Annotated in this window: 19 protein-coding genes; 6 read left to right on the forward strand and 13 right to left on the reverse strand. The window is 66.9% G+C overall.

Translation table 11 applies throughout. The annotated features are described in order from the left end of the window. Positions 1-421 precede the first annotated feature (421 nt). From ACIQ09_RS17725 to ACIQ09_RS17735, 3 genes are all read right to left on the reverse strand, one after another. Positions 422-1,537 (reverse strand): Fic family protein, encoded by a 1,116-nt coding sequence (locus tag ACIQ09_RS17725; RefSeq protein ID WP_398312964.1) that lies wholly within the window; start codon positions 1,535-1,537, stop codon positions 422-424. A gap of 467 nt (positions 1,538-2,004) precedes the next feature. Continuing rightward, positions 2,005-2,634, reverse strand: coding sequence for an SAM-dependent methyltransferase (locus ACIQ09_RS17730; protein ID WP_398312967.1), 630 nt, complete (start codon positions 2,632-2,634; stop codon positions 2,005-2,007). 17 nt (positions 2,635-2,651) lie between these two features. Beyond that, positions 2,652-3,590, reverse strand: a complete 939-nt coding sequence (locus tag ACIQ09_RS17735) for an alpha/beta hydrolase (RefSeq protein ID WP_398312970.1) — start codon at positions 3,588-3,590, stop codon at positions 2,652-2,654. A gap of 102 nt (positions 3,591-3,692) precedes the next feature. Between ACIQ09_RS17735 and ACIQ09_RS17740 the strand changes: the two genes are divergently transcribed. Further along, positions 3,693-4,199 (forward strand): MarR family winged helix-turn-helix transcriptional regulator, encoded by a 507-nt coding sequence (locus ACIQ09_RS17740; RefSeq protein WP_398312973.1) that lies wholly within the window; start codon positions 3,693-3,695, stop codon positions 4,197-4,199. Positions 4,200-4,332: 133 nt separating this feature from the next. After that, on the forward strand, positions 4,333-4,914 hold the full coding sequence (locus ACIQ09_RS17745) for a peroxidase-related enzyme (protein ID WP_398312976.1): 582 nt from the start codon (positions 4,333-4,335) through the stop codon (positions 4,912-4,914). A 14-nt stretch (positions 4,915-4,928) separates the two neighbouring features. Here ACIQ09_RS17745 and ACIQ09_RS17750 read toward each other — a convergent pair whose 3' ends face one another. The 9 genes from ACIQ09_RS17750 to ACIQ09_RS17790 all read right to left on the reverse strand — a co-directional run bounded on the left by ACIQ09_RS17750 (position 4,929) and on the right by ACIQ09_RS17790 (position 14,456). After that, a complete protein-coding gene (locus ACIQ09_RS17750; protein ID WP_398312979.1) occupies positions 4,929-5,894 on the reverse strand; it encodes a bile acid:sodium symporter family protein in 966 nt (321 codons plus the stop codon). A gap of 29 nt (positions 5,895-5,923) precedes the next feature. After that, entirely contained in the window at positions 5,924-7,513 is a 1,590-nt protein-coding gene (locus ACIQ09_RS17755; protein ID WP_398312982.1) for a gamma-glutamyltransferase family protein, read from the reverse strand. Then, positions 7,510-8,226 carry a GntR family transcriptional regulator gene (locus ACIQ09_RS17760; protein ID WP_398312985.1) on the reverse strand — a complete coding sequence of 239 codons (717 nt, stop codon included), beginning with the start codon at positions 8,224-8,226 and terminating at the stop codon, positions 7,510-7,512. Before ACIQ09_RS17760 ends, ACIQ09_RS17755 begins: the two co-directional genes overlap by 4 nt. Then, positions 8,226-9,206 (reverse strand): ABC transporter ATP-binding protein, encoded by a 981-nt coding sequence (locus tag ACIQ09_RS17765; RefSeq protein ID WP_398312988.1) that lies wholly within the window; start codon positions 9,204-9,206, stop codon positions 8,226-8,228. Before ACIQ09_RS17765 ends, ACIQ09_RS17760 begins: the two co-directional genes overlap by 1 nt. Next, a complete protein-coding gene (locus tag ACIQ09_RS17770) occupies positions 9,203-10,267 on the reverse strand; it encodes an ABC transporter ATP-binding protein (protein ID WP_398312991.1) in 1,065 nt (354 codons plus the stop codon). Before ACIQ09_RS17770 ends, ACIQ09_RS17765 begins: the two co-directional genes overlap by 4 nt. Next, a complete protein-coding gene (locus ACIQ09_RS17775) occupies positions 10,264-11,163 on the reverse strand; it encodes an ABC transporter permease (protein ID WP_398312993.1) in 900 nt (299 codons plus the stop codon). Before ACIQ09_RS17775 ends, ACIQ09_RS17770 begins: the two co-directional genes overlap by 4 nt. A gap of 13 nt (positions 11,164-11,176) precedes the next feature. After that, positions 11,177-12,130 carry an ABC transporter permease gene (locus ACIQ09_RS17780; protein WP_398312995.1) on the reverse strand — a complete coding sequence of 318 codons (954 nt, stop codon included), beginning with the start codon at positions 12,128-12,130 and terminating at the stop codon, positions 11,177-11,179. A gap of 64 nt (positions 12,131-12,194) precedes the next feature. After that, entirely contained in the window at positions 12,195-13,805 is a 1,611-nt protein-coding gene (locus tag ACIQ09_RS17785; protein ID WP_398312997.1) for an ABC transporter substrate-binding protein, read from the reverse strand. 414 nt (positions 13,806-14,219) lie between these two features. Beyond that, on the reverse strand, positions 14,220-14,456 hold the full coding sequence (locus ACIQ09_RS17790) for a hypothetical protein (RefSeq protein ID WP_398312999.1): 237 nt from the start codon (positions 14,454-14,456) through the stop codon (positions 14,220-14,222). A 572-nt stretch (positions 14,457-15,028) separates the two neighbouring features. Here ACIQ09_RS17790 and ACIQ09_RS17795 point away from each other — a divergent pair. Beyond that, entirely contained in the window at positions 15,029-16,153 is a 1,125-nt protein-coding gene (locus ACIQ09_RS17795; RefSeq protein WP_398313001.1) for a hypothetical protein, read from the forward strand. Between the two features lie 41 nt (positions 16,154-16,194). Here the strand turns inward: ACIQ09_RS17795 and ACIQ09_RS17800 are convergent, their stop codons facing one another. Continuing rightward, a complete protein-coding gene (locus ACIQ09_RS17800; RefSeq protein ID WP_398313003.1) occupies positions 16,195-16,377 on the reverse strand; it encodes a hypothetical protein in 183 nt (60 codons plus the stop codon). 58 nt (positions 16,378-16,435) lie between these two features. On the opposite strand from ACIQ09_RS17800, the gene napF reads away from it, so the two are divergent. From napF to ACIQ09_RS17815, 3 genes are all read left to right on the forward strand, one after another. Next, positions 16,436-16,936, forward strand: a complete 501-nt coding sequence (napF, locus tag ACIQ09_RS17805) for a ferredoxin-type protein NapF (protein WP_398313005.1) — start codon at positions 16,436-16,438, stop codon at positions 16,934-16,936. After that, on the forward strand, positions 16,933-17,238 hold the full coding sequence (locus tag ACIQ09_RS17810) for a chaperone NapD (protein WP_296408297.1): 306 nt from the start codon (positions 16,933-16,935) through the stop codon (positions 17,236-17,238). The genes napF and ACIQ09_RS17810 overlap by 4 nt, the downstream gene beginning before the upstream one ends. Continuing rightward, on the forward strand, positions 17,235-17,609 hold a 375-nt coding region (locus tag ACIQ09_RS17815), incomplete at its 3' end, for a twin-arginine translocation signal domain-containing protein (RefSeq protein WP_398313007.1). The genes ACIQ09_RS17810 and ACIQ09_RS17815, both read left to right, overlap by 4 nt.

The raw sequence follows: 17,609 nt of genomic DNA on the forward strand, positions 1-17,609 counted from the left end.
GGGACTGTGGGGTCGAATTCGTTCGACCGCGGACTCGTCCCTCGGCCGGATCACCTGCTGGATGAAGCTGAAGGGGCTATGGAAGGCGCTGAGGGCGGCTGGAGGGATTGTGGGGGCGACTTCAGTCTGGCTTCTCTTCCACTATAGAAGGTCGGCAGCCCCCTTTTCTTAACTCCGAGTGGTGCGCTTCCCTTGCGCTGGCCTTGAACGCCCATCAGTCGCTGGCTGGTCTATTGGCGCAGGGCTCTTTGGCTGCGCAGTGCACGTGTTTCGAGAAATAGATTTAGAGAAACTGGTTGGTTTCATTGCATCAGGAATCCAATGGAAAGATCGTCTGCCCGGTTGTGCGGGGCGCTGTCGTGCTCATGTGACCACTGCTTCGTCATCCGTCGTCCAAAGGGCTACTACTTGCGCAGCTAAATCACCCCACCAACTCATACCCCGTACTTCGCCCACCCCCCGCAGCCTTCCTCAGCACCCCCAACTCCAGCAACTGCGTGATATCCCGCAGTGCCGTGTCGGGTGAGCATTTGGCGATGCTTGCCCATTTGCTGCTGGTGAGCTTGCCGTCGAATCCGTCGAGCAGCCGGTTGAGCAGTTTGATCTGACGCTCGTTCATGGGCACCTCTGCCCAGCGTTGCCAGAAGCGGGCTTTCTGCAGTACGGAGTCCAGGGTGGTCTGGGCGCTGGCGATGGCTTGGCCCAGTGTGGTCAGGAACCACGTCAGCCAGCCGGTCACATCCAGGGTGCCTTTCTGGGTCCACTCTAGGATTTCGTAATAGTCCTTGCGGTCCCGCTGGATCTGCGCGGACAGGCTGTAGAAGCGCTGGGCGCTGCCATCGGCACGGGTCAGGAAAAGGTCGCCCACGGCACGGGCGATGCGTCCGTTACCGTCGTCAAAGGGGTGCAGGGTGACGAACCAGAGGTGCGCCAGCCCTGCCTTGATGAGTGTGGGTTCACCGGTTTCGGCATTGGCCCAGGCCAGGAAGCGCTCGATCTCGGTGGGAAGGCTGTCGGCGGGTGGGGCTTGAAAGTGCACCTTGCGACGGCTTCCATGCCCGGAGACGACCTGCATGGGGCCATCGGCATCGATGCGCCACTGGCCTGTCGCGATCCGGGTCATGCCGGAGTAGCCGGTCGGGAACAAGGCCGCGTGCCAGCCGCACAGCCGCTCGGGGGTGAGGGGCGAGGTGGCGTGGGATGTGGCGTCCAGTACCATGTCCACGATGCCTTCCACATGTCGATCCACGGGGGCGACGGCCCCGATGTCCACCCCCAGGCGACGGGCGATGGAGGAGCGTACCGAGTGCACATTGAGGACTTCACCCTCAATTTCGCTGGTCCTGAGCACATCCTCGGTCAGGGCCGCCAGGCTGGCCTGGTCGCGCAGCTTCAGGCCCACGTCGGCCAGACGGCCCAGAAGCATGCCCTGAGCACGACTGACCTTGGACAACAGGTCCATCAGTGCCGTGATGTCGTAGCGCCAATCGGGCCAGTCGTCGTCCTGCCAGATGTAGAGGTTTTCTCCGCTGTTCATGCGGAGATTAAACGCCCGATTCTCCGCAGCGGCAAGTGATCCTCCGTATTGCGTGCGGTGAATGTGCCTGTTTTTTCCCGCGCCGTCTTCATGGAGGAGGGTAGGGACTGTGGGGTCGAATTCGTTCGACCGCGGACTCGTCCCTCGGCCGGATCACCTGCTGGATGAAGCTGAAGGGGCTATGGAAGGCGCTGAGGGCGGCTGGAGGGATTGTGGGGGCGACTTCAGTCGCCCGCGGACTTCGTTAAAGGCATGCCTGTAATCGACGCGGGGTGGGCGACTGAAGTCGCCCCTACAAGTCGCCCCTACAAGTCGCCCCTAAACGTCGTCCCTACACGTCGTCCCTATGAGTCGACTCTGTGGAGAGACTGCATCGACCGTCAGACGATGCGTAAAACGGAGGAAATCAGGATGAACTCGACCCCACAAGGGGGTCGAGTCGCTTGCGCTCAAGGGTGAGTCTGGCGTCAGTCCGGTTTGCGCGCCACCATGCCGATCAGGGCGGAGCGGCCGCGGTGGCCGCTGCCTTCGGCGATGTCTTCCTCGTACTCGACGAGCTCTTCGATCACCCAGTCGGCGAAGGCTTCCTGCAGGGTCTCCGGGGTGTACAGGTTTTCGATGGCTGAGGGGCCGCCGGTGCGGTATTCGTGCTGTTTCGGGGTGTAACCCTGGAGCAGGATGCGGCCGCCCGGCCGGGTGAGCTGCTTCATCACCTCGAACTGGCGCTCACGCCATTCCGGCCCGACAAACTGGATGAAGATGCCCACCACCCAGTCGAAGCTGTCGTGGAGTTCGGCGGGCGGCCAGCCCGGGGCGAGCATGTCCACCTGCATGAAGCGCACGTCCATCTTGCGCCCCGCGGCCAGGCGCCGGGCCTTCTCGACGGCGACGGCGGAGATCTCGATGGCGGTCACGTCCAGCCCCTGCTCGGCCAGCCACACCGAGTTGCGGCCTTCCCCGTCGGCGACCGACAGGGCGGTGCGGCCACTTTCCAGCAGGGTCGCCCGGTGGGCGAGAAATCGGTTCGGCTCGGTGCCGAACAGGTAGTCCTCGCCGGCATCCCGGTAGCGGGTGCTCCACAGTGTCTCCTGACTCATGGGTTGATCCTCATTGTTCATTGGGCGTGAGCTCCCTCTCCGGGAGCGTGAGTGACATCCGGATATGCAGCCAAAGGCTGAACATCCGGGTGTAGGGACATGGGCGCAAGCGCTCGGTTCAGAAATTCGATCACCTCGGACATGACACTGTCGAGTTCGCTGCAGTCATCGTGGCCGCCTGGCAGGAGCAGCAGGCTTACCCGCTCGCTCTGCCGACCGGCATGGATGGCTCGCGCGTCGTCGGCCGGAACCACCTGATCGTCGGTGCCGTGGACCAGCAGCACCGGGCAGTGGATCAGGCCGATGGTGTGGCAGGGGGCGATGTCGTCGAAGCGTCGGCCGATGGTGCGCTGTACGTACCAGAGGATGTAGGCGCCCAGGGGAAAGTGAGGGATGTGCATCGACCGCAGCCAGCGCCGCATCATGGTGGCGGGGTGGGCGAAGGCGGCCAGGCTCACTACGCCCGCCACGGACGGGTTTCGGGAGGCCATCAGCAGCGCCGCGCCGGCGCCAACCGAATGGCCGATGACGCCGACCCGGCGGGCATCCACTTCAGGGCGGGCCTGCAGCCAGTTCACCGCGCAGGTGAGGTCTTCGGCAAAACGCGGCAGGGAGGCGAAGCTGTCGCCGTCACTGCGCCCGTGGCAGCGCGCGTCGAAGAACAGCAGCGCGAAGCCGGCATCGTGCAGGGGGCGGGCCAGGGGCAGCATCATCTGGGCGTTTCCGCCCCAGCCATGGAGCACCGCTACGGCCGGGGCCCGGGGGCCTGCGGGGATGAACCAGCCGAAGAGGGACTTGCCCCCGGCGCCCGGAATGCACACGGCCTCCCAGGGCAGGCCTTCGGGCTCCGCCGTCTCCACCACCCGCGGCGCAGCCAGGCCTTTGCGGATCAGCAGGTTGAGCCCGAAGACGGCGAGTACGGCAAGGGCTGGCAGCAGGATGGGGGTCAAGGGCATTGGGCTGAGGGCGTCTCCAGGGGGTGGGGAGGTGTGTGCAAGTTCATGTACCGCAATGCGGCCGGCTTTCGGGAATAGATGGGTATCAATATAATTCCACCCATGAACGCTACTTCTTCCGCCACCGTTACAGACGGAGCACCCACCGATACCCTCGCCTTTGCCGTGCTCAAGCAGTTTCGCCTGATCTACGGCTCGGTCAAGCAGCATTTTCGTGAAGTCGAAAACAGCTGTGGCGTGTCGGGGTCGCAATTGTGGCTGCTCCACGAGATCGCCCACACCCCGGGTGTGGGGGTGTCGGCCCTGGCCGAGCGTCTGTCCATCCACCAGTCCACCTGCAGTCAGCTGGTGGACAAGCTCGAAACCCGTGGCCTGGTGAGCAAGCAGCGGCGCCAGGATGACCAGCGCCGGGTGGGCCTGCTGCTCACCGACAAAGCCGCGGCCGTGCTTGCTGCCGCGCCCGGGCCGGTGGAGGGCGTGCTGCCCCAGGCCCTGCAAGGCCTGACCGACGACACCTTGCAGCAGCTCCACGCCAGCCTGGCCGACGTCATCGCCCAGCTGGTCGTCCGCGACGAGCGTAGCGCCGACAAGCCCCTCGCCGACCTCTAAGCCGTCTCCGGCCACTCCGTCGGAGTGCGCTTTCCGCCAACCCGGTTGCACATCCTGCCGATCTGCGGCGTGGGCCGCCGGGGCATGCTGTTGCGCCGCTACACTGGCTGCACAACAACACCTGGAGACAGCCATGAGCACCCTTTCCGTCAGCCGCTACCCCGTTCCCGAGCTCGCCAACCTGCCCGCCGACATCCGCGACAAGATCCTCGCCGTGCAGGAGAAGGCCGGCTTTGTGCCCAACGTCTTCCTTACCCTGGCCCACCGGCCGGCCGAGTTCCGCGCCTTCTTCGCCTACCACGATGCCCTCATGGAGAAGGACGAAGGCCTCACCAAGGCCGAGCGCGAGATGATCGTGGTGGCCACCTCCGGCGCCAACAACTGCCTGTATTGCGTGGTGGCCCACGGCGCCATCCTGCGCATCCGCGCCAAGAACCCCCGCGTCGCCGACCAGCTGGCCACCAACTACCGCAAGGCCGAGATCACCCCGCGCCAGCGCGCCATGCTCGACTTTGCCATGAAGCTCGCCCTGGATTCGGGCGCTGTCGGTGACGAAGACATCGCCGCCGTGAAGGCCCACGGCTTCGACGACGAGGCGGTGTGGGACATCGGCGCCATCACCGCCTTCTTCGCCATGAGCAACCGCCTGGCCAACCTCACCGGCATGCGGCCGAACGACGAGTTCTTCCTGATGGGGCGGCTGCCCAAGGCCTGAGGGCCCGCCCGGGCCTAGTCGCTGCGGGCTCCCCAGCGCTGGGCCAGCACGCCGCCTACGGCCAGCTGCAGCGGGTGGTAGATCATGATCGGCATCAGGATCAGCCCCAGCGCCGGGTTGGCGCCAAAGATCAGGTGCGCCATGGGCACGCCCGAGGCCAGGGTCTTCTTGGAGCCGCAGAACACCGCGGCGATCCGGTCTGCGGTGTCCAGCCCCAGCCAGCGCGCCAGCAGCCGGGTGAGGGCCAGCAGGATGGCGAAGAGCAGGGCGCTGCCGATGACGGTTTCGACCAGGACCAGCGGGCCGTGACGGGACCACACGCCCTGTTGCACCGTATCGGCGAAGGAGGTGTAGACCAGGGTCAGGATGGTCAGCCGGTCCACGATCTGGAGGCGGGCCTTGTGGCGGCCGGCCCAGGCGCCGAGCAGCGGGCGGGAGAGCTGCCCCAGCACCAGCGGCAGGACCAACCAGATCAGCAGGTCGATGATGACCGGCCCCACGGCAAAGCTGCTGCCGCTGCCGCCCAGCAGCCAGGCCATCCAGAAGGGCGTCAGCACCACCCCGAGCAGGCTCGACAGGGTGGCATTGAACACCGCCACAGGTACGTTGCCCCGGGCTGCCACGGTCAGGGCCACCGACGACGACACCGTGGAAGGCAGGGCGCAGAGGTAGAAGAAGCCGATCTGCAGGTCGGCCGACATCCAGCCGCCGCTGGCTTTGAGCAGCAGCCAGCCCAGTGCCGGGCAGATCAGGAAGGTACAGGTCTGGATCAGCAGATGTACCTTCCAGCGCAGTGCGCCATCCTTGAGGGCGGCCAGGGGCAGGCCCAGGCCGGTGAGGAAGAAGACCAGCGCAATGCCGGCCTTGTTGAGCAGCTCCGGCTGCAGGAAGCCGCCTTTGGCCCCGGGAGCCGGCCAGAGGAAGGCCAGGGCGACGGCGACCAGCATGCCCTTGAGAAACCAGTCGAACTTGAATTTCATGGTGAGTGACCCTTTCTGATGGCGGCGGCTTACCAGGCGGCCACGCAGCCGTCGCTGCGCGGGTCTTCGCCGCCCTCGATCCAGCCTTCGGGGTGCCGCACCAGGGCGCCGGCGTGGCCCATGCGCTCGTCGTAGTCGCCCACCACCTCCACCGGGTGCCCCAACGCGCGCAGCCGTTCCAGCACTTCCGGCGCGTAGCGCGACTCCAGCTTGAGGGTGGTGCTCTGCTCGGCCCAGGTGCGGCCCAGCAGCCAGCGCGGCGCGGCCACCGCCGAGCGCACGTTGTGGCCGCCCCACACATAGCGCGAGAACACGGCGGCCTGGGTTTGCGGCTGCCCCTCGCCGCCCATGGTGCCGTACACCAGCAGGCGCCCGTCGTCGAGCCGGGCCATGGCCGGGTTGAGGGTGTGGAAGGGCTTGCGGCCGGGTTCCAGGCTGCGCAGCCGGCCGGGGCGCAGGTCGAAGCTGCAGCCCCGGTTCTGCCACCAGATGCCGGTCTCGGGCAGTACCACGCCGCTGCCGAACTCGAAGTAGATGCTCTGGATCATGCTCACCGCACGGCCTTCGCCATCCACCACGCCCATCCAGGTGGTGTCGCCGTCCGAGTTGGGGGCCGGCCACGGGCTGGCCTGATCGAGGGGCACGGTGGCGGCCAGGGCGGCCAGATGCGCGTCGTCAAGCAGGCGGGTGGGGTCGATGCCCATGGCGGCCGGATCTGTGACGTGCCTGTCACGCACCATGAAGGCCTGCTTGGTGGCCTCGACCAGGGCGTGGATGCCTTCCACGGTGTCGGGGTTCCAGCCGGCCTGGCGGATGCGGTCGTAGATGCCGAGGATGAGCAGCGAGGCCAGGCCCTGGGTGGGCGGGGCCATGTTGTACACGGTGCCGCAGGACAGCCGGACTTCGAGGGGTGCCTTCAGCTCGGCTTGATGGCGGGCCAGGTCGGCGGTGCTCACCGGGCTGCCCACGGCGGCCAGGTCGGCGCCGATCTGCTGGGCCAGCTCGCCCCGGTAGAAGTCGTCGGCGCCGGCCCGGGCCAGCTGTTCCAGGGTGGCGGCCAGGGCTGGAAAGCGGTGGCGCTGGCCATACAGCGGCACCTGCCCGTTGTTCAGGAAGGCCTGGGCGAAGCCCGGCTGGCCCTGCAGTTCGACCAGCTTGGCGCGGGTGTTGGCCTCCTGGCTGTGGGTGACTGGAAAGCCCTCGCGGGCGTAGTGGATGGCGCTTTCGAGCAGGCGCGCGAAGGGCAGGCGGCCGCCCCATTCGCGCTGGCTGCAGGCATAGGCCGCGCCCCAGCCGGAGAGGGTGCCGGCTACGGTGTTGGCGGCCAGGGGGCCGCGCCACGGAATGCTGCTGGCGCTGCCGTACAGGTCGCGGGTCACCGCGGCGCCGGCGGCGCCGCAGGCGTCGATGGAGCGCATGGGCTGACCCGGTGCATGCAGCAGCCAGAAGCCGTCGCCGCCGATGCCGGTCATGTGGGGGTAGACCACCGCCAGGGTGGCGGCGACGGCGATGGTCGCCTCAATGGCGTTGCCGCCTTCGCGCAGGATGTCGAGCCCGGCCTGGGCGGCCAGGGAATGGGAGGCGACGACGGCGCCCCGGGTGCCGAGGATGGGTTTCATGCGGATTCGCCCTTCAGTTTCTGTTGGCTGTTTGACGGAATGCCCCAGGCCGGCGCCACGCGGTTGGTGGCGCTGCGGGCGGAGAGCAGGTGGGAGCGCATCTCCCGGTAGGTGGTGATGACGTCGTGGGCGAGGATGGCTTCGACGATCACCGAGTGCTCCTCGAAGGATTCGCCCATCCGCTCCAGGTTGCGGAACTGGGTGCGCCGGAAGGGCGAGACCCGGTGGCGCAGGCTGGTGGCCATCTCGATCAGCACCGGGTTGTAGCAGCCGCGGATGATGGTGGCGTGGAGTTCGAGGTTGGCGGCGTCGTAGCGGTCGATGTCGCCGTTCTGCATGGCGGCGCGGCCTTCGGCGTGGAGTTCGAGCATGCGTGCCCGGTCGGCTTCGGTCATGCGCAGGGCGGCGTGGCGGGCGCAGGCGGCTTCCAGCTCGCCGATGGCCTCGAACATCTGGTCGAGTTGATCGACGGTCAGCTCGGCCACCACCGAGCCCCGGTTGGGCCGGGTGTCCACCAGGCCCATGATGGCGAGCTGCTTGAGGGCTTCGCGGATGGGGGTTCGCGATACGTTGAAGCGCGCGGCCAGGCTGACCTCGTCGAGGCGCGAGCCCGGGGCGAAGTTGCCCAGCACGATCTCGTCGGCGATGCGGCGGCACACGTCATCGGCCAGCCCGCCCCGGCCACGGCCGGATTCAAAGGGAAAGACGCTCATCACGCAGCCTCCGCGACGGGTTGGACCGGATGCCAGCAGGCCACCGCGTGGCCGCCCTGCGATTCCAGCGGCGGCACCTCGCGCCGGCAGCGCTCGCTGGCGCGAGTGCAGCGCGGCGCAAAGCTGCAGCCCGGGGGCAGGGCGGCCAGATCGGGGGGGGCGCCGGGCACCGCCTGCAGGGGCTGGCCCCGGTGTTCGGCGCCGACGGTGGCGGCCAGCAAGCCGACCGTGTAGGGGTGGCGCGGTGTGCGCACGATGTCGCCGACGGCCGCCTGCTCGACGATGCGCCCTGCGTACATCACGGCGATGCGGTCGGCGACCTCCACCGCGGCGCCGATGTCGTGGGTCACGAAGATCACCGACATGCCGGTCTCCCGCTGCAGCTCCCGCAGCAGGAGCAGCACCTGGATCTGCACGGTGGCGTCCAGCGCCGTGGTCGGCTCGTCGGCCAGCAGCAGCTTGGGCTGGCAGGCCAGGGCCAGGGCGATCATGGCGCGCTGGCGCATGCCACCGGAGAGCTCGTGGGGGTAGGCGTCGAAGCGCCGCCGGGCCTGGGGGATCTGCACCCGCTCAAGCATGTGCAGGGCCTGGGCGCGGGCGGCGGTCTCATCAATCGACGCGTGGGCGCGGATCGCCTCGGTGATCTGCTGGCCGATGGTATAGACCGGGTCGAAGGCCAGCCCCGGCTCCTGGAACACCATCGATACCGTGCCGCCCCGGTAGAGGTCCAGGGCCCGGCCCTTGAGGGCGAGCACATCCTGGCCGTCCACCTCGATCTTTCCCTGGATCTTCGTGGTGCGCTCGGGGTGCAGGCGCAGCAGGGTGCGCAGGGTGACGCTCTTGCCCGAACCGGATTCGCCGAGCAGGCCGAGCACCTCGCCGGCGCCGAGTTCGATGTTGACCGCGTTGAGGGCGCTGGCCTTGCGATTGCCGCAGAACTGGACGGACAGGTCCTGCAGGGATACCAGGGGGGTGGTCATGCGTGCGTCTCCGGAAGGGCGCCGGGGTGGCCCGAGGCGGGGTCATTGAGGTGGCAGGCGGCCTGGTGGGTTGGCTCGCCGGCGATGCCGATCAGGGCCGGGGTTTTGGCTTCGCAGACCGGATGCGCGTGGGGGCAGCGGTCGCGGAAGCGGCAGCCACTGGGCGGGTTGATCGGGTTGGGTGGGTCGCCGGCCAGGGGCGACGATTCGGTGCGTCGGTCCGGGTCCATGGATGGCACGGCGGACAGCAGGGCCCGGGTGTAGGGGTGGGCGGCCTGGCCGTAGATGCGCTCCACCGGGCCGGTCTCCACCACCTGGCCCAGGTACATCACCATTACGTAGTCGGAGATGTAGTGCACCACGTGCAGGTCGTGGGAGATGAACAGGTAGGTGAGCTGGCGTTCGGCCTTGAGCTCCTGCAGCAGGTTGAGCACCTGGGCCTGCACCGACTTGTCCAGCGCCGCCACGGCCTCGTCGAGGATCACCAGGCGCGGGTCGAAGGCCAGGGCGCGGGCAATGTTGACCCGCTGGCGCTGGCCGCCCGACAGTTCGTGGGGGTAGCGGCTGGCGAACTGCTCCGGCGCCAGGCCGACGCGGGCCAGCAGATCGTGGGCCTGGCGTTTGGCCTCGGCGGCCGGCATGCCGTGCACCCGGGGGCCGTAGGCGATGGTCTCGGCGATGGTCAGGCGCGGGTTGAGGGAGGCAAACGAGTCCTGGAAGACCATCTGCAGGCTGCGCCGGAATTCCTTCAGGCGGATGCCACCGAATTCATCGACGCCCTCGCCGTCGAACACCATGCTGCCCGAGTCGGCCTGCATCAGGCGGGCGATGAGCCGGGCGGTGGTGGACTTGCCACAGCCGGATTCGCCGACGATGCCCAGGGTCTTGCCCTTGGGCACCGAGAAGCTGACCCCATCGACGGCATGGACGAACTTCTTCGTCCGTTCGAGGGGGCCGCCGCGCACCGGAAAGTGCTTTTTCAGGTCGCGCACGACGAGCAGCGGCTGGGCCGGGCCGCCCCGGTCCTGAACCGGGCTGGGGGTATGGGTAGCGGAGTTCATCGACGGATGTCCATGGCGGAGCGCACGCTGTCTGCAAGCAGATTGAATGCGATGGAGGTGACGAAGATCAGGGCGCCGGGCAGGGCCGCGATCCAGGGATTGACGTAGATGGCCGAGCGCAGGGTGTTGAGCATCAGGCCCCACTCGGGCTCCGGCGGCTTGACCCCCAGGCCCAGGAAGGACAGGCCGGAGGCAAGGATCATGCTGACGCTGAGCAGGCCCGTGGCATACACGAAGACCGGCCCGAGCACGTTGCCCAGCACATGCACACGGATGATCGAGAAGGCGCTGGCGCCGCTCATCCGCGCCGCCTCGATGTAGTCGAGCTGGCGCACCTGGGTGGTGACGCTCTCGGCCACCCGCACCACCTGGGGCACGAAGACCAGGGTCAGGGCGATCAGGCTGTTGCTCATGCCCGGCCCCAGGGCGCCGGAGATGGCCACGGCCAGCAGCACTGACGGAAAGGCGTAGAAGACGTCGAGCACCCGCATGATGACCATGTTGAGCCGGCCGCCCACATAGCCGGCGAGCAGGCCGATGGCGGTGCCGATGCCGAAGGCGGCGAGCACCGGCACCACGCCCATCAGCAGCGACAGGCGGCCGCCGTGCATCAGGCGCGAGAGCATGTCGCGGCCCAGTTCATCGGTGCCGAGCAGGAAGCCCGGGCTGCCGATGGGCAGCAGGCGTTTGAGCATGCTGGCCTTGTAGGGGTCGGCGGGGGCCAGCCAGGGGGCCAGTACGGCCGCGCCGATGATCAGCAGCAGGACCAGGCCGGCGGCCAGGGCCATGGGGTCGCGGCGCAGCTGGCGCCAGACCACCCGCCAGTAGCTGCGGCTGGGGGCCGGGGCAGCAGCAGGGGCGGCCACCGGCAGGGAGAGTTCGAGGGTTGCGGACATGGTTTGGCTCCGGTCAGCTGCGGCCCATGCGCGGGTCGATCAGCGGTTGCAGGATGTCCACCAGCAGGTTGAGGACGACGAAGAACATGCACAGCACCAGGATGGTTCCCTGCAGCAGGGGGATGTCGCGCTGGAAGATGGCGGTGTTGAGCAGGAAGCCGGTACCCGGCCAGGCAAACACGGTCTCCACCAGGATCGAGCCGCCCATCAGGTAGCCGATCTGCAGGCCGGCGACGGCGAGCACGGTGGGGGCGGTGTTCTTGGCGATGTGGCGGAAGACCGCGACGCCGGACAGGCCGCGGGCGCGTAGCGCGGTGACGAACTCCTGCTCCAGCATGTCGGCCACCAGGGCGCGCACGGTGCGGGTGATGATGCCCATGGGGATCACCGACAGGGTCAGCGCCGGCAGCACCAGGTGGCGTAGGTGCTCCATATCCCACAGCCATTCGGACGAGCCGCCGGGGCCGGCGCCCATGGCCGGAAACCAGGGCAGCCAGATGGAAAACAGGATGGTGAGCACCAGGCCCAGCCAGTAGTGGGGGATGCTCACGCCGATCACCGAGATCACAGTGGCGACCCGGTCGATCCAGGTGCCGTGGCGGTAGCCGGCCAGGGCGCCGAGGATGCAGCCGACCAGCACGCCCCCCAGGGCGGCCATGCCGGCCAGGAGCAGGGTGTTGCTGACGGCGCTCAGCACCTCGGTGGTGACGGCGCGGCCCGAGGCGATGGAGGTGCCCAGGTCGCCCTGCAGGGCGCGGCCCAGCCACAGGCCGTATTGCACCGGCACCGGCTTGTCGAGGCCGTAGGCGCTCTTGAGGGCCTGGATGACCTCTTCGGGGGCATCGGCCGGGGCGATGGCATTGAGCGGATCGCCCGGCGCCAGATAGACGAGCACGAAGGACACCACCGTCACGCTCAGGGCGATGGGGATGGCGTAGATCAGGCGTTTGAGGATGTAGGCAAACATGGCGCGCTTTCTCCGATCCGGGGCGGGATCGTTGAAGGGCCGGGGCGCACCCCGGCCCGGTGGATCACATGCGGAGGGTGGTCAGGTCCTGGAACCAGTGCTGGGCCTGGACGAACTCCTTGACCTTGGGCGACAGGGCGTGGGGATTCACGTCATGCACCACCCACAGCATCAGGGCGTCGTTCACCATGGTCTGATGCACGAAGGACAGCAGCCCGTCCTGCTTCTTGGTATCGAAGGTGGTGCGGATCTGGTCCAGGGCGGCGTCCACCTTGGGGTTGTTGTAGCCCCCCCAGTTCACCCCGTTCGGCGCCACGTAGCGGCTGTCGGCAAAGCGGGTCAGGGCGTAGAAGGGGTCGGCCGTGACGTAGCCCAGGTTGATCGCGGTGATGCCCTTGCCGGCGTTCATGTCGGCCTTGGCGCCGCTGCGCCAGTGCAGGTAGAGGTTCTCCAGCTCGACCACCTCGAACGTCACCTGGATGCCGATCTCGGCCAGGCTCTGCTGGATGAACTCGTTCATGGGCAGGGACAGCATCTGGCCGGTGCCGCCCTGGGCGATGATCACCTTGGCCTTGAGCGGCTTGGACGGACCGTAGCCGGCCTGGGCCATCAGGGCGCGGGCGGCGGGCAGGTCGTAGCCGATCTTGAATTCAGGCTTGCCGAACCACGGACTGGTGGGGTCGAGCTGGCCCTTGGCCGGGGTGGCGAGCCCGCCCATCAGGCTGACCACCGAACTGCGGTCGATGGCCAGGTTGGCCGCCTTGCGCACCCGGATGTCGGTCCACGGCGAGCCCGGCTGGGTGGAGAAGTGATACGGCCAGACGTGGGGGGTGACGTTCTGCACCAGCTTGAAGCCGGCCCCCTTGAGCTGCGGCAGCACATCGGGCGGTGGTGTCTCGATGATGTCCACCTGGCCGTTGAGCAGCGCGTTGGCGCGGGTCATGGCGTCGGGGATGGGCACCAGCACGATGCGGTCGGTCTTGGCCATGCGCGCCTTGTCCCAGTAGGCGGTGTTCTTGACCAGATCCGCGCGTTCGCGGGGTACCAGCTTGTCGAGCTTGAACGGGCCGGTGCCGGAGGGCTTGGCCGCCACCTTGTTCCAGTCCTTGCCCATCTTTTCCCACTGGGCCGGGCTGGAGATCAGGAACCAGGGGAGCTGGTAGGGGAAGAGCGCGTCCACCTCCTTGGTGGTGATTTCAACGCTGTAGTCACCCACCTTGCGATAGGCGGCGATGGACGGAATGCGCGGGCGCACCTGGGCGCTCTGCTTGGCGTCGAACTGGGGCGACTTGTCGGCCAGCACCTTGTCCAGGTTCCACACCACCGCATCGGCGTTGAACTCGGAGCCGTCATGGAACTTGACCCCCTTGCGCAGGGTGAATACCCACTTCTTGTTGTCCTTGGCATCCACCTTCCATTCGCTGGCCAGGCCGGGTACCAGCTTGCCCGGGCGATTGCCGATGTTGGCCTCCCAGGCGATCAGCGGGTCGTAGAGGGTGTGCCCGGTGAACTGGTAGGCGCCGGCGCCCCGGTCGGGCTGACCGGTGGTGAGCGGAATGTCGGCCATCGAGATGCCGTAGCGGGCGACCGTTTCTGCATGCAAGCCGCCGTGCATCACGAGGGCCAGGGGGAGTGCTGCAAACCATCTGGAAAGCTTTGTCGAATTGGGTTTCATGGGTATCTCCGAAGTGGTGAAAGCACTTCAGGGATTGCATGCAATGTGCCAATCCGGCCGTTTTTCCGGATGTATTTTCTAAATCGATGTTTGCTCTCGGTTAATGGAAAAATTGTTCAAAAGCGCGAAATCGGCTGACGCTTCCGCCCAACCATCGACACCGGGCAGATTGCATGCACGGCGCACCCGGCAGGTGCGTTCCGCCGTGATCCGTCCCCCACTCCGGGGCATTGAAAAAGTGGATTGGCGGAACAGTTGAGCTGTTCGATGCCGAGTCCGGCCTATCTCCCCAGGGGATTTGCCGCCCACGAGCGCGCCTGCGCCAGGTCCGCGCCCAGGATTTCGACTTCTTCTGATGCGGGGGGCCGGCGGACAGGCGCGGGGGCCTTGCCGGCCTTTCCTCTCCTCGGCTGTCTAGACTGCAAGAAAGGACGATCCCCCCTCTTTCTTCACCCATTCTTCGTCGCTCTTGACGCGCTTTTCTACCCTCTGGGCAAGCTTGATGGCAATGGAGACCGAGCGCTCGATAAGCGCATCCTCGTTGTCGGCGGTCAGATCAACCGTCTGGATCAAACCTGAGAAGACGGTGGCGGACATGCTTGCCACGACCGACTCGCTATGCTGCAGATGGAAAAATTCTTCATTGGCCATTTGGTTTCCTTGAGTCCGGGTTGAAGACGACTGACGTCGTCGAAGGATGCGCCTTGACCGCAAGCGCGGCCAGCGTGGCGTTGTTATGGAAAAGGGGCGGTGACGGCGGCGGGTGGGCTTCTGCTGACGTGCCCGTGGGGTGCGTCGTCGAATGCGCTGGTCATGGCGATTTTCGCATCTCTCTTACCGTCTTGTCATTCGCCCGGCCTCGTCGGCGGCCTCCGCGGAATCGGGTGCAAACCCCGGGTCGGGTCGGCGGAGCCTGACCCGACCGATGTGACTGAGCGGCATGGCCTTGGATTGACGGACGGTGGGGGCGACTTCAGTCGCCCGCGGACTTCGCTCAACGCGCGGCGCCTGGTATTCCGTGCGGATGGGCGACTGAAGTCGCCCCTACAAATCGCCCCTGCCAGTCACTTCTGCGGCGACCATCAGACGACGTGTGAGGAGAGGCAGCCAACCCGACCCCCGAAGGCGGCATCACCGGCATGCCCTTGCGTCAGGCCCCTCAAACTCACAGGTGCTCTGCGGGCCCGTGCTCAGGCGGTGCTGAAGTCCCGTATCATTTTTTGATGGACTCCGTGATCCCGAACTCTGCATGCACCCTCAGGCTGTGTCACGCCGTGCTGGGTGCGCTTGCGGTTGCGCTGCTGGCGGGCTGTGCCTCGGCGCCGCCGGTGCCTCATACCCTCGAAGCGGATCCACAACTGGGGCTGCCCGCCGTGCACACTACGGCGCAGGATCGGCGCGGGCGTTTCCGGGAGATCTTCTGTGCCGTGCTCGAGGCGCGCAAGGATGTGCTGCCGGACCATCGGGACTGCGATCTGGCCTTGACCCGGTTTGAGCCCGAGCCGGCGGGTACGGGCGAGAGGATTGAACTGGGGCCGGCGCCGCGCAAGCTCACGCTGCTCTTCGTGCCCGGCGTCGGCTGGGATTGCTTTGCGGACTGGCTGGCCATGGAGGAAACGATTCCCCGGCATCTGGGGCAATTCGGGTTCGGCATGCGTACCGTGCCCATCGCTGGCCTCGGCAGCAGTGCAGCCAACGCGACCCGGATCCGGGATTCCGTGCTGGCGATGCCCCGGGATGGCGTAGGGCCCGACCTGGTGTTGCTGGGCTATTCCAAGGGGGCAGTCGACATCCAGGTGTCCCTTGCCCGCCACCCCGAGATCCATCACCGGGTGGCGGCGGTGGTCAGCCTGGCCGGCGTCATTGGCGGTTCTCCCCTGGCCGATGAGATGCGGGATGACGAGCTCGACATGCTGCAGTATTTTCCCGGCGCCCGCTGTGCTCCGGTAGACGGCGGTGTGATGAAGGACATCCGGCCGGCGACGCGCCGGGCCTGGCTGGGCAGCCACCCCTTGCCGCCTGGCATTGCCTACTATTCGCTGATCACCGTCCCGGCGCCCGGGCAGGTTTCGCTGTTGCTGCGAAGCAGCTACAAGACCCTGGCGCGGAGGGATGCAAACAACGACAGCCAGGTGATTCTCGCCGATCAATACCTGCCCGGCAGTGCTCTGCTAGGGTTTCTCAATGCCGACCACTGGGCTGTCGCAGTCCCAATCGCCCGCACGCACGGCGTCTTCGGTACGCTCCTGGTGAATCGCAACGCCTATCCCCGCGAGGCCTTGTACGAAGCCTTCATGCGTTTGATCGCCGAGGATCTGCTCAGGGCCGATACACGCCTGGCGCGCTGAGTCGGGCATGGAGCGAGGTGTGGCGCAAGGTGTGACGCGTCTCAATGGGTGGATTCATCGTTTTCCTCAGTCTGCTGCCCGGCCCGGACAGTGAATTGGTCATCTCGATTGGTCTGGCAGCGATTCGGCTGGCCATCGGGAGAGGCTGACATGCGGCGGAGCCGCTCCTTGTAGATCGTTTGAACCGGTTCAGGAAAGCCGGGGCGTTTCTTCGCACGGATCAAGGTTTTTTCCTATGGCGAGAACTAGGATCGCCTTCATTGATAAAACCCTGAGCCGATCATGGATGTTTCCCGCCGTCGCTTTCTGGGTGTTCGTACGCCCGGGCCGGCGCCTTTCCGTCCGCCCTGGAGTCTCTCCGAGCCCCTCTTTCTCGATCGCTGCACGCGCTGTGACGACTGTGTGAAAGCCTGTCCAACCGGCCTGCTGCTACGCGCTCAGGGGGGCTTTCCCGAAGCCGATTTCAGCGCTGCCGCCTGCACCTTATGTGGCGACTGCGCCCGTGCCTGTGCCACGGGGGCCATCGGGCGGGATACCTCTCTCCAGGCCTGGTCTTTCGGAATTGCCATCAGTGAAGGCTGCCTGGCGGCCCAGGGCGTTGACTGCCGGGTGTGTGGCGAGCTGTGCGATACCGCGGCGATCCGTTTCCGCCCCCGCATCGGCGGTGCGCCCCTGCCCGAGGTGGACAACACCCTATGCACCGGCTGCGGTGCCTGTATTGCCCCTTGTCCCGTCACCGCGATCCAGCGCGTGGCCTTCAACCCAGCCCCGGAGCTCCCATGAACATCGTCAGTCTCGTTCTGCGCATCAAGCCGGAGACCCGTGCCGAGGCAGAGGCCGCCCTGTGCGCCTATCCCGGCGTCGAGTGCCACGGCATGTCCGATGACGGCAAGCTCATCGTCACCGTCGAGGATGCGGAGGGCGCAGCCATGTCCGACACCCTGATCGCCCTGCATCGGGTGCCCGAAGTGCTGGCGGCGACGCTGGCCTACGAATACACCGACGCCCAGCTGTCGACCTCTCCCGAAACGCTCCCCCAAGCCACGCAATCCACGAATTCCCCCTGCGAGGAGGCTCAATCATGACCATCAACCGACGCGATTTCATCAAGACCCAGGCCATCGCCACGGCCGCTGCCACGGCGGGCATTTCCATGCCGGCCCTTGCGGCCAAGCCGGCGGCACCCGCCGAGAACACCACCGCCGTGCGCTGGGACAAGGCCGCCTGCCGCTTCTGCGGTACCGGCTGTTCGGTGCTGGTGGGCGTGCAGAACGGCCGCGTGGTGGCCACCCAGGGGGATCCGGATTCCCAGGTCAACCGGGGTCTCAACTGCATCAAGGGTTACTTCCTGTCGAAGATCATGTACGGCGAGGACCGCCTGACCCGGCCGCTGCTGCGCATGAAGGACGGCAAGTACAGCAAGGACGGCGAATTCACCCCGATCAGCTGGAATGCG

The organism is Zoogloea sp. (assembly GCF_044344315.1).
Taxonomy (GTDB): Bacteria; Pseudomonadota; Gammaproteobacteria; order Burkholderiales; family Rhodocyclaceae; genus Zoogloea.